Source organism: Roseiconus nitratireducens (assembly GCF_008629675.1).
GTDB classification, from domain to species: Bacteria; Planctomycetota; Planctomycetia; order Pirellulales; family Pirellulaceae; genus Stieleria; species Stieleria nitratireducens.
Genome location: NZ_VWOX01000030.1, coordinates 25,049 through 36,284, shown reverse-complemented (window position 1 = coordinate 36,284; position 11,236 = coordinate 25,049). Strand labels below are relative to the sequence as shown.

At 60.6% G+C, this 11,236-nt stretch carries 9 protein-coding genes; 5 read left to right on the top strand and 4 right to left on the bottom strand.

Going from position 1 to position 11,236, the window contains the following annotated elements; translation table 11 throughout:
* Positions 1-65: 65 nt before the first annotated feature.
* Positions 66-1,088 carry a tRNA (adenosine(37)-N6)-threonylcarbamoyltransferase complex transferase subunit TsaD gene (tsaD, locus tag FYK55_RS27500; RefSeq protein WP_150079826.1) on the bottom strand — a complete coding sequence of 341 codons (1,023 nt, stop codon included), beginning with the start codon at positions 1,086-1,088 and terminating at the stop codon, positions 66-68.
* 384 nt (positions 1,089-1,472) lie between these two features.
* Between tsaD and rpsL the strand changes: the two genes are divergently transcribed.
* The 3 genes from rpsL (at position 1,473) to fusA (ending at position 4,702) form a co-directional block, all read left to right on the top strand.
* Positions 1,473-1,838 (top strand): 30S ribosomal protein S12, encoded by a 366-nt coding sequence (gene rpsL, locus FYK55_RS27495; RefSeq protein WP_150079825.1) that lies wholly within the window; start codon positions 1,473-1,475, stop codon positions 1,836-1,838.
* A gap of 114 nt (positions 1,839-1,952) precedes the next feature.
* The gene (gene rpsG, locus FYK55_RS27490; RefSeq protein WP_150079824.1) at positions 1,953-2,429 is read left to right on the top strand and encodes a 30S ribosomal protein S7; all 477 of its coding nucleotides are present in this window, start codon (positions 1,953-1,955) and stop codon (positions 2,427-2,429) included.
* A gap of 176 nt (positions 2,430-2,605) precedes the next feature.
* The gene (fusA, locus tag FYK55_RS27485) at positions 2,606-4,702 is read left to right on the top strand and encodes an elongation factor G (RefSeq protein WP_150079823.1); all 2,097 of its coding nucleotides are present in this window, start codon (positions 2,606-2,608) and stop codon (positions 4,700-4,702) included.
* Positions 4,703-4,759: 57 nt separating this feature from the next.
* Here fusA and FYK55_RS27480 read toward each other — a convergent pair whose 3' ends face one another.
* On the bottom strand, positions 4,760-5,296 hold the full coding sequence (locus tag FYK55_RS27480) for a hypothetical protein (RefSeq protein WP_161604791.1): 537 nt from the start codon (positions 5,294-5,296) through the stop codon (positions 4,760-4,762).
* Between the two features lie 169 nt (positions 5,297-5,465).
* Between FYK55_RS27480 and FYK55_RS27475 the strand changes: the two genes are divergently transcribed.
* Complete coding sequence (locus FYK55_RS27475) at positions 5,466-7,202, top strand: 30S ribosomal protein S1 (protein WP_150079821.1); 1,737 nt, start codon at positions 5,466-5,468, stop codon at positions 7,200-7,202.
* Positions 7,203-7,559: 357 nt separating this feature from the next.
* The gene (locus tag FYK55_RS27470) at positions 7,560-9,299 is read left to right on the top strand and encodes a proteasome accessory factor PafA2 family protein (protein ID WP_150079820.1); all 1,740 of its coding nucleotides are present in this window, start codon (positions 7,560-7,562) and stop codon (positions 9,297-9,299) included.
* 24 nt (positions 9,300-9,323) lie between these two features.
* On the opposite strand, the gene mog is transcribed toward FYK55_RS27470, so the two are convergent.
* Positions 9,324-9,869, bottom strand: a complete 546-nt coding sequence (gene mog / locus FYK55_RS27465; protein WP_150079819.1) for a molybdopterin adenylyltransferase — start codon at positions 9,867-9,869, stop codon at positions 9,324-9,326.
* Positions 9,866-11,008 (bottom strand): M24 family metallopeptidase, encoded by a 1,143-nt coding sequence (locus FYK55_RS27460; RefSeq protein ID WP_150079818.1) that lies wholly within the window; start codon positions 11,006-11,008, stop codon positions 9,866-9,868. Before FYK55_RS27460 ends, mog begins: the two co-directional genes overlap by 4 nt.
* Between the last annotated feature and the right edge of the window lie 228 nt (positions 11,009-11,236).

The window sequence follows — 11,236 nt, the reverse complement described above, 5'->3', positions numbered from 1 at the left end:
GGGGTCAATAGCCGGAACGGCCCTTCGGGTGCTTCGCACTATTGACCCCCGTCCCCTTTTCCGGCCTAGAATCCGCGTTGCAGGCCGGACGTGATATCCAAGTCCAGCCCGGCGTATTCGTCGCGTTTCATTTTCTCCAACGCGATCGCCCCCATCACCGCGTTGTCGGTGCACAGCTTCATCGGCGCGATCACCAGTTGGAATCCGTCTTCATCGGCGGCTACCTGCAGAGCCTGTCGCAAGGCCGGATTGGCGGCAACGCCGCCGCCGACGATCAGGTACTTGGCGTCGTACTGGTCGACCGCGCGTCGGCTTTTGGCGACCAGAACATCGACGACGGCGGCCTGGAACGAAGCGCAGATATCGGCTTTGGCTTGTTCGGAAAGATCAATGTCCGAAAAGTCACGGACTCCCGGTTCGGCGATGCTGTAGCGTACCGCTGTCTTCAGTCCGCTAAAACTGAATCGATAGCCCGGTTCCCGAATCATTGAACGTGGGTAGTCGTATGCCTTGGGGTCACCTTGGACCGCCAATCGCGAAACGGCGGGCCCGCCCGGGAACCCCAGTTGCAGCATGGCCCCGACCTTATCGAACGCTTCGCCGGCGGCGTCGTCGATCGTGCCGCCCAGGTATTCCAGGTCCAGCGGAGACTGGCAGCGATACAGGCTGGTGTGGCCGCCGCTGACGACCAGCCCGATACAGGGATAGACGGGAAAGTCCACCGACAACTGACAGGCATAGAGGTGGGCATGCAGGTGGTTCACCGCGACCAGCGGTTTGTGCCACGCAACGGCCAAGGTCTTGGCAGCAACGACGCCGACCAGAAGCGAACCGGCCAGCCCGGGACGATCGGCGACAGCAACGGCGTCCAATTGATCGCCGGTCAGGCCGGCTTGCGTCAGAGCGGTGTCGATGACCGGCAAGATCCGCTCGACATGGGCTCGGGCGGCAACCTCCGGCACCACGCCGCCAAAGCGTTCGTGCAACGCTTCCTGGGTCGCCACGCATTCCCCCAGCACCTCACCGGAATCGGAGATCACGGCGGCCGCGGTTTCGTCGCAGGTCGATTCGATGGTCAGGATGGGCATGGGGCGTAAGGTACGAACTTGGGCGGCGGAGGTCGAGAAGGCCGGCTTGATCGGTGAAACGGGGCCTGGAGGCCGTTTCGCCCTGCGTTCGGGCATCGGTTTCCGCACCAGAAGCAACTGTTCTCGCCGCGTCCCTGCCGGCGGCGTCGCAAGTTCCTCCGCGAACCTCCCGGAGCCCGGAGGGAACGGGAAGTGATGGGTGAGACGCGGTCGCGTTGAGCCGGCCGGCCGACCCCGCCGGTCGGTCGTGGCCGTCGACGGCGCCGGCCCGGCAAGGTTTCCGCTCCGAATCCTCATCAGCCCTTGACACCAATGGACGCGGCCCGATACTGGCACGCTTCCCCGAAAGGCAATTTACGGAAAAATAGCGAACCAAAACACTCCATGCCAACCATCAACCAACTCGTCCGCAAGCGACGCAAGCTGAAGAAAAGTCAAAGTAAGTCGCCCGTTCTGGAGAAATGTCCCCAGAAACAGGGTGTTTGCTTGCAGGTTCGTACCATGACCCCCAAGAAGCCCAACTCGGCGCTTCGGAAGATCTCGCGGGTCAAGTTGAGCAATGGCAAGGAAGTGACGGTTTACATCCCCGGCGAAGGGCACAACTTGCAAGAACACTCGATCGTGCTGGTTCGCGGCGGTCGTGTGCGTGACTTGCCAGGTGTTCGTTACCAAGTCGTTCGCGGAAGCCGCGACGCATTGGGTGTCGACGGACGCAAGCGATCCCGCAGCCGCTACGGGGCCAAGAAGTAGTATTTGTCGCCCCGCCGTCGGGTCGCGCGTCCATCGGGTCGCGCCGGCTTTCGGTTGCCTGGGCATTGCTTGGCATCACTTCCACCTGAAGACACCTTAAAGTTCAATTTCGAAATGGGACGGATCACCTCCAGCAAAAAGCAACTCAAGGGCGACCCACGCCACAATTCGTTGCTTGCCAGTAAGTTCATCAACTGCTTGATGCTCGACGGAAAGAAGACCGTCGCACAGAAAGTTTTCTACGACGCGTTGGAAGAGATCTCACGACGCGGCGAGTCGGAAGATTTGGCTCCGATCGAGGTTTTCGAGCAAGCCGTCGAGAACATCAAGCCTTACATCGAAGTCCGCAGTAAGCGGGTCGGTGGTGCCAGCTACCAGGTTCCGATGCAGGTCAATCGGGCTCGGCAGCAAAGCTTGGCGATTCGCTGGTTGTTGGACGCTGTCCGCGACAAGAAAGGACGCCCGATGCACTTGAAGCTGGCCGACGAAATTTTGGCCGGGTACAAGAAAGAAGGTGTCGCCTACACCAAACGCGAAAACACCCACCGTATGGCGGATGCCAACAAGGCGTTTGCCCACTTCGCGTGGTGATCGGTTCGGGCTTCCAAAAGCCCGCCGATCGGTGATCCTGCTGAAACACAAAACCGCGAGACGGCTGCTAGCCGTGTCGCGGTTTTTTATTCGCTCCGGTACAACATTCGGCTCCGGTTCCGCGGTCGGCCTTGGCCAGCGCGACGTTCACCCATTCCCCTCTCCTTTGACTGAACATGTCCGCTGACATCTCACTGCTACGCAACATCGGAATCATTGCGCACATCGATGCGGGCAAGACGACGGTGACCGAACGAATGCTGTTCCTGAGCGGTGCCAAGCACCGCGTGGGCCGGGTCGACCACGGAACGACCGACACCGACGACGATCCCGAAGAGCAGGAGCGGGGGATCACGATCTTCAGCGCCTGTGTGAAATTCAACTGGGGCAAGTACGCGATCAACTTGCTGGACACGCCCGGCCACGTCGATTTCACTGCCGAAGTGGAGCGGTGCCTGAGAGTTTTGGATGGAGCGGTCGTCGTGTTCTCGGCGCGCGAAGGGGTCGAGGCGCAAAGCGAAACCGTGTGGCGACAGGCCGACCGCTACAATGTGCCCCGCATCGTGTTCGTGAACAAAATGGATCGTGAGGGCGCCGATTTTGAATCAGTGTTCAACGACATCGGACCGCGGCTGAACGGGCGTCCGGTGGCCGTCGAATTGCCCGTCGGTCAGGGGCCGACGCACGTCAATGATCCCTTTCGCGGCGTGATCGATCTGGTCGAGATGAAGTTTCTGGAGTTCGATCCGGAGACCGAAGGCAAGACGGTTCGTGAAACCGACATCCCCGCGGAGTTGATGGACGACGCCCTGCTGTGGCGTGAGCAGTTGCTCGAAGCCGTGTGCGAAATCAGCGAGGACGCGATGGCCCTGGTGATGGAGGACAAGGAAGTTCCCCAGGATCTGATTCTCTCCGCCCTCCGCAAGGGCTGCATCGATCAGACGATCCAGCCGGTTTTGTGCGGATCCGCGTTGCACGGGATCGGGGTCCAGCCGTTGATGACGGCCGTGGGGAACTTTCTGCCCAGCCCGCTGGATCGTCCGCCGGTCGAGGGATTCAACCCGAAGAAAACCGACCAGACGTTGACCCGGGCGCCTGATCCTAAAGAGCCGTTCAGTGCCCTGGTGTTCAAGATTTTGCCGGCGAAGACCGGCGACAACTATTGGATTCGGATCTATAGCGGTCAGCTAAAACAGAACACGCGAGTTTACTGTCCCAATCGCGACAAGAAAGAAAACGTCGCTCAACTGTGGCAGATCCACGCCTCGAAAAAGAACCGCGACGGTCAGACTGAATCCCTGGCCGCCGGCGATATCTGCTGCGTGATCGGACCTCGCTTCGCCATCACCGGTGACACCCTGTGCGACAGCAAGGAACTGATTCAGTTGCCCAGCATCAGCTTTGCTGAAACCGTGCTGTCGATGGCGATCGAGCCGGAGAACACGTCCGATCGCAAGAAGCTGGAAGAAACGCTGGAGATGCTGCGGCGTCAGGACCCGACCTTCCGGGCCGTGGAGAATGAGGAACTGGGGCAGACCCTGATCAGCGGGATGGGCGAATTGCACCTGGAGGTGATCCAACACCGGCTGACTCGGGACTTCGGGTTGAACGTCAAATTCTACAAGCCGCGCGTCAATTACCGTGAAACCATCGACGGAACGGCCGACGTCGTCGGCGTGTGCAACCGCCAGATGGGCGGCGAACAAATGTTCGCGCGGCTGAGCGTCCGGGTCTCGCCGCTGGAGGACAAGACGTTGCCGCCTCAGGTGTTTGACCGCTTGCCGCCGGATGTGCCGCTTAGCAACGAAGTCAGGCAAGCCGCCATTCAGGAGTTACGCGACCGCGCCGAGGGCGGCGGAACGCTGGCCGGTTTCCCCCTATCGGCAGTCAAGATCGAAGCCTATGACGCGGAAATCAGTGAGGAGGGCAGCGACGAGGTGGCTTTTCGGATCGCCGCCGGTGACGCATTCGATAAGGCGCTCGAGCAAGCCGGGCCGGTTCTGCTGGAACCGGTGATGAAGGTCGAAGTCACCACGCCGGAGGAATACATGGGCGAACTGGTCGGCGACCTTCAACAGCGTCGCGCCGTGATTGCCGCCACCGAGACTCGGGGCGAAATGACCGTCATCACGGCTCACGCGCCGCTGAAAGAACTGTTCGGCTACAGCAGTGCCGTCCGAAGTCTCAGCCAGGGGCGGGCCGGAAGCAGCATGGAACCGTTGGGCTATCAGCCGGCGCCCAAGGGAGACGCCGACGCGTTTCACTTTGGCTGAGCGGGCCACGGTCGAGATAGCCGCTCCAGCGGTCTTGTCCGCCCCAGCCAGTCGCGGTCAACCGACCAGGAACAGCATCAGAGCTTGCCATTCGACCCACTGCGAATCGATGCAGGCGTCGACCTCCGCCCCGGAGGCTTGCTGGCATTGGTCGACGAAATCGAACGGATCGGAATAGTGACCGTCGGTTTCCGATCGGATCTGCTCAAACACCGGGTGTGATCCCACACGACGAAACCAGTACTTGGAGTTGCCGAAATCGTGTTCGCGCCGGTGCATGATGCCGTGCAGAAAACTTCCTTCCTTGCTGGGCAAGTCTTGGCTGATCGAGTGACTTTGGTGGATGTCACCGGCCACCAACCACATGCCGCTCAGGATTTCCATCTGCCGCGCTGGTCGGACATCGGTCAAGTGATCACCAATCCCGCCGGTCAACAGCGGCATCAGCGGCGGGTGCCGGGTTCCTTCGTCCAGCGGGGGCAACGGAGCCGACTCGATTGCGGATCGCAACTCGCTCGAAAGGACGTCGGCTAGCGATTGGGCGAATTCGGAAAATGCGGGCATCGGTCGGACCTGGGTTTCGGAATCGGGCAAACCAGATTCGAAGACTACCGACAATGTTTTCGGGGTGCTAGACTGCAAGGCCATTCGCATCGGCGGCGGGTTGTCGAAGAACCACCACGCGCGTCATGCTTCGTCTATTTGCAGACGTCCCCACGTCGCAATTCGCCCCTCTCCATTCTTGATCACATCGAACGCTTCGATGAGCAGCGAACCACAGCCCGCGAACACCGCTCCGGAACCCGCTTCGACGACTCCGTCCGAGGACGCGACGGCCAAGCTCACGCCCGAGGAGCAGCGTCAACAATCCGATGCGGCGGCCAGCGAAACGGATGCCGCTCCGGCGCCAGCCGGTGTCAACCCGCCCGCAACGACCGACGCACCGCCCGCAACGACCGAGACAATGGCTGCGGCTTCCGGTGAATCCAACCCCACGCCGCCAGAAAGTGCCAAACCTGCTGGCGGTCGCGGCGCCGGACCGCTGGCCGCTCGAGGCCTGGGAGTCGCCAAACCGGCTTCGCCGAGTGTTTCCACCGAACAACTCAGCAAGGTTCAGGAGGCCGGCGGCAAGGGATCGGGAAGCAAGCCGAAAAAGAAAAAGTCCGCTCCTCGCCCGCGACTGAAAGGAGAATCCGACCAAGAGGCAACCAGCAAGCCGACCGCACCGCGACGGGACGCCGCCAGGAAGGTCGCGGTTCCCTCGGTGCGTGGCGGGCTGAGTGACGACTTGCAAGCTGAATTGGACGCGGAGTTGGCTGCGGCGGACGTCGAATCGATGTTGGGCGGATCGGCCGGAATGTCAGACCGCAAAGAGCCGATCAGCGAAGGAACGCGGATCAGCGGACGCGTTTTGAAAATCCACCAGGACAGTGTTTATCTGGCCCTCGGTGGACCCGACGAAGCCGTCGTTCCGTTGGAGCAGTTTACCGAGGCCGAGCCGACGGTCGGCCAGTCGGTCGAGGTGATCGTGCGGGGCATGAGCCGCGAAGACGGACTGTACCTGTGCACGTTGCCGGGATCGACCATCGACGTGGCCGACTGGAGCGATCTGGAAGAAGGCAGCGTTGTCGAGGCCGTGGTCACGGGGCACAACAGCGGCGGATTGGAGTGCAAGGTTGGCGGTGTTCGCGGATTCATGCCGATCAGCCAGATCGCCGAATATCGCGTGGAAGACGCCAGCGAATTTGTTGATCAAAAGTTCGTCTGCCTGGTCACCGAGGCCAACGAGCGTCGCGGCAATCTGGTGCTCAGTCGCCGAGCCATTTTGGAACGTGAACGCGAAGAAAAACGCAAGGAGCAATTGGAGACCATTGAGCCGGGTGACGTGCTGGAAGGCGTCGTCCGCCTGGTCAAAGATTTCGGCGCCTTTGTCGATCTCGGAGCGCTCGACGGGCTGATTCATGTCAGCAAGCTCAGCTGGGAACGGATCAAGCATCCCAGTGAAGTCGTCGGAGCCGGTCAGAAGTTGAAGGTCCGGATCGACAGCGTCGACAAGGACACCGGCAAGATCAGCTTGTCCTATCGTGACCTGCTGGAGAATCCCTGGGACACCGCCGAAGCCGAGTTTGCGGTCGGTTCGATTCACCGAGGCACGATCACTCGCATCGCTCCGTTTGGATGCTTCGTGCGTCTGGCTCCGGGAGTCGAGGGGCTGGTTCACGTCAGCGAACTGGCCCACCACCGGGTTTCAAAAGTCGACGCCTTCGTCAGCGAAGGACAGGAGGTGGACGTCAAGGTGTTGTCATTTGACCGCGACAGTCAGAAGATCGGGTTGTCGATTAAAGCGGCCAAGCAGATCGCCGAAGACGACGCAAAGACGGCGGAACCCGAAATCGAAGAGCCGCAGCGTGAGGTGGCCGTCAAGCCGTCCCACGCCGGCCCACTCAAAGGCGGCAACAATCGAGACTCCGGCGGGGAACGCTTCGGACTCCGCTGGTGATATCGACGCGGTGACGGGCTTCGTGCCTTTCAAGGACGTGCCGTTCTGAAATTCGCCTACTCGGAGCGAGGGTCGAAGGCGAGGTACGAGCCTTTGGGGAGGGTGTCTTCAAGAACCCGCTGAAATCAATCGCGCCACACTTGCCCTCCCCGCGTCGTCGCAAGCTCCTCCGCGACCCTCCCGCGAGCGGGAGGGTGAAGTGCATTGTGTCGATACCAATCCTCTGGTGGCGGGTGAACGAGAATCTCTACTGATCCGCCGCCGCGGACGTCAGTTCCGCTCCTCAGGGGCTATCATGAAAGGGGCTCTTGTGCCCTGATTTCGTGATCATTTCTCTTCCTTGCGGAACCTGCATCGATGGATGCCGCGGCCTCCAAGCATTCGCGCCGTTCGGCATCCCGCGGCCGATTGGTCTCTCGATTGATGGGGATGGAGACCGAATACGCGACGATGGTGCTGAACCGTCCTGGCATTGCGACGGCTGACTTGCCCGCGGCGGCCAAGATCTACGCCGCCATCTGCGCCGCGATTCGGCGAGACCAGCCGGCCGTTTGCGGCGTATTCGATTCGGACCAGTTGTTTCTTGCCAGCGGCGGTGCGGTGACGTTGGAGTCGCACCCTTCGCTGCACTCTCTTCCGGGCGGTCTGGTGGAAGTGGCGACCCCTGAAGTCACCAGCCCCGACGAGTTGCTGGCCTGCCAAAGATCGATTGACGAAATGGTCAGCGATGCGGCGGCCGACGTTAGTCGTCGTTTGGATTTGCGCGTGCTGAAAAACAGCACGGATGCGTTGGGACATGTTTATGGCTGTCAGGAAAACTACGAAACGGTCGTCGCAAGTGGCGCTTGGTTGTTGATTTATCGCGGGTTTGTCTTGTTGTTATGGGCGATGCAGATTGCCAGTCTGTTGCTGTCCTTGCCCGTCCTGGCATTGACGTTCACCTTGATCGCGTTGTTCGGCAAACGCCCTCATCGGACGGAATCGGGGGACGAAGCGGAATCTGGCAATCAAGATGCGGACTCGCGTTCGCCCTCGGAATTGTTTGAATCCCTTCCCGGCTGGGTGCGCCAGTTCTTGATGGGCATGCTGCGACTGGTTTACTTGCCGACGGTCGTCGTGTTGCGTTTTGTGGGTCGTCACGTCGCGTTTCGAAAGCAACGAAAGTACTTGACCGCGATGCTGGTGTCCCGCGTTGCGTTGTGCGGTGCCGGCGATTTGGATCACGATGGTCGGTTCCGTCTGAGTCCCAAGGCGATGGCGATCGATGTCCTTGCCGACATGGGCGGTTACCACGGCGAAAAGCCGATCTACGTTTACGGACACTGGCTGGGGCAGTTCTGCGCCAAGTCGTTTCTTTCGCTGGCATCCACCAGGACCATGTGGTCGCGGCGTCAACGGTTGCAAATCGGTTTGTCCGACTCCAACCTTGCCGAGCTGGCCGAGTACGTCAAATTGGGGTCGGTGTCGCTGGTCCTGGATATGATCGAGGCCGGTGTGACGAAGGACTTTGTGATCTTGAAACGTCCCGTGCAGGCAACCCACGCGATCGCGGCCGACTGGCATCTGGTTCGAAGGGTGCCGACCAACTTTGGCAACTTGAATGCGTTGGAGATTCAGCAGCGGTACTTGAAAGCGGCGCGGTCATTTGTCGCCGCCGTGCGGCCGGAGAATCGTGGCGAAGCGTCTCTGGTGCTTGACCGCTGGACGCAGTTGCACGACGTGGTGACCGCATTTCGTCGCGATGCCAAGCAAACGCGACCTTCGCTTGGCCGTGTCGACTGGCTGACCAAGCGGTGGATGATCGATCAATTGGATGAAAACGCGGGCTGGGCGGTGCGCAAAAAGACGGACCTTCGCTATCACGAGTTGTCGCCCGACGGGTACTATCGCAAGCTTGCCGCGGCGGACCCGTCGCTGGCGCTGATCAGTCGGGATCGCATTGAGAAGCGACGGCGGACCCCGCCAGCGGATTCGCCGGCGACCAAGCGAGGCTGGCTGATCCGAGAGTTCGCCGGTGGAGAAACCAATGTGACGGCGGAGTGGCGCTACGCCGTTCTGGGCGAAGGCAAGCAAAAGAAGCGGATCGAATTCGATTGAATGTGGTGCGGCTGGCAACCTTGATCATTGACCAGCCGGGCGAAATGCAACCAGACGTTTCGGATCGGTTTCCAACCTGGGACCGTCCATCAGGTCGATGCAGTAAGGAATCGCGGGAAAGACCGCGTCCAAGCATTCGGCGATGGCCTTGGGTTTTCCCGGCAGATTGACAATCAAGGATCGACCCAACAGTCCGGCGGTTTGCCTTGACAGGATCGCGGTGGGAACTTTCTGGAGAGATACCTGACGCATCAGTTCGCCGAATCCGGGCATCATCCGGTCGCAGACCGCTTCGGTGGCTTCGGGGGTGACGTCGCGAATCGAAGGTCCGGTTCCGCCGGTGGTGACTACCAGGGAGCATTCATATTCGGTGCACAATTCGATCAGCGTCGCTTCGATTCGGTGTTGTTCGTCAGGAAGGACTCTGCGTACCGGTTTCCAGGGCGATCGTAGCACCTCATTGAGATAGGCTTCGATGGCCGGGCCGCCCCGGTCCTCATATTCACCACGGCTGGCGCGGTCGGACACGGTGACGACCCCAATCGCCGCCGCGTTGGTTTGGTCGGTCATGTCCAATTCAATCCTTCGTGCAGTCGATTCAAGTTCTGTGCTTGGCCGTCCCGGACGACCAGCATGTCTTCGATCCGGACACCGCCGTCATGTCGGCCGTAAAGTCCCGGTTCGACGGTGAAGACTTCTCGTTCCAGCAGCGCGCCGCCGCCTTCATCCAGCAGGATCGGTTCATGGACCTCCAAGCCGATTCCGTGTCCGGTGCCGTGTTGGATGCTCGGCTGGTCGGTCAACTGTCCTCGCGAGCTTTTGTAGCCGGCATCGATCAACACCGATTCGGACGCCCGGTGTACGTCTTGGCCAGTAAATCCGACGCGCAGTTTCTCGATCGCCGCACGCTTGGCAGCAACCACCGCCGAATGCATCTGGATGACCGTGTCGGAGGGCTGCCCATGAACCACGGTGCGAGTGCAATCACCACAGTAGTGTGTCACGTTGTTGGTGGGAAACAGATCCACAACGATGGGTACCCCGGTTCTCAAGGGGCCACTACCGCTGTGATGACAGTCGGCGACCTGCGGGGCCGAGGCCACGATTGCTCCGTGGGCCATTGAGTAGTTCCGGAACAGAAACTGTTCTGCTGCGATCGCCCGCACCCTCTCGCTGGTCAAGTCCGTCGCATCGATTTTCAACGTGCCGTCGGCGCCGACACCGGCCATGGCAATCTTTTCGCAGACGAGTTGCATGACCGATTCGGTGACGGCTTGCGCCTCGGCCAGGGCATCGATTTCCTCTTCTGATTTCTGACGACGATCAAAGACACCCATCTCAGGGTCGTACTGAACCTCGATGTCGGCATCCCGAAGGTGCCAGGCGAAGATGTAGGGAAGCGTTCGGTCGACCGAAACCGAGCGCACCTGCTGGCGTCGAAAGAACTCGGCAACGGCTTGGGCGGTGGCCGTTTCACGGTCCGGATCCAGCCCTCCATCGGGAACACAATCCGCCGGGCACAACACTTGATCGGCGTGACTCAAGGAGCGAACGCGGTCCATTTCCAGGTCCCGCACCAGAGCCGTGGCCTTCCCGTCGATCTCAATCCAAGCGGCGGGATCACCAAGCGTGACGCGGACGCGCCGGAATAAGGACGGGTTTTTGGCGGCGATACCTGCGAACAGTTTCGCCGGTGGGGAGGCATTCATTGCTACTGGCTCCTGGTGAGATTCGCGGGAGCCGAAATCCCACATCAGGGTTTTCGGCCAGATTTCATCATATCGCCTACGAAGGCATCGGATCATAGGGACGAAGCGCGAAATCGTCACGACAGGCAGGTTCAGATGCCGAAGGGGTTTGCTGAATGGACAGACGGACACACCGCGGACAAAACGCGACGTTCGTTTCGGTTTCACGCCAGTGTTTCACGGCGGCCC

Excerpts from the sequence above, each read along its gene's own strand:
- FYK55_RS27475 (WP_150079821.1), top strand. The coding sequence starts at position 5,466 with ATGAGCAGCGAACCACAGCCCGCGAACACCGCTCCGGAACCCGCTTCG.
- rpsL (WP_150079825.1), top strand. The coding sequence starts at position 1,473 with ATGCCAACCATCAACCAACTCGTCCGCAAGCGACGCAAGCTGAAGAAA.
- mog (WP_150079819.1), bottom strand. The coding sequence starts at position 9,869 with ATGACCGACCAAACCAACGCGGCGGCGATTGGGGTCGTCACCGTGTCC.
- FYK55_RS27470 (WP_150079820.1), top strand. The coding sequence starts at position 7,560 with ATGGATGCCGCGGCCTCCAAGCATTCGCGCCGTTCGGCATCCCGCGGC.
- FYK55_RS27460 (WP_150079818.1), bottom strand. The coding sequence starts at position 11,008 with ATGAATGCCTCCCCACCGGCGAAACTGTTCGCAGGTATCGCCGCCAAA.
- tsaD (WP_150079826.1), bottom strand. The coding sequence starts at position 1,088 with ATGCCCATCCTGACCATCGAATCGACCTGCGACGAAACCGCGGCCGCC.
- fusA (WP_150079823.1), top strand. The coding sequence starts at position 2,606 with ATGTCCGCTGACATCTCACTGCTACGCAACATCGGAATCATTGCGCAC.
- rpsG (WP_150079824.1), top strand. The coding sequence starts at position 1,953 with ATGGGACGGATCACCTCCAGCAAAAAGCAACTCAAGGGCGACCCACGC.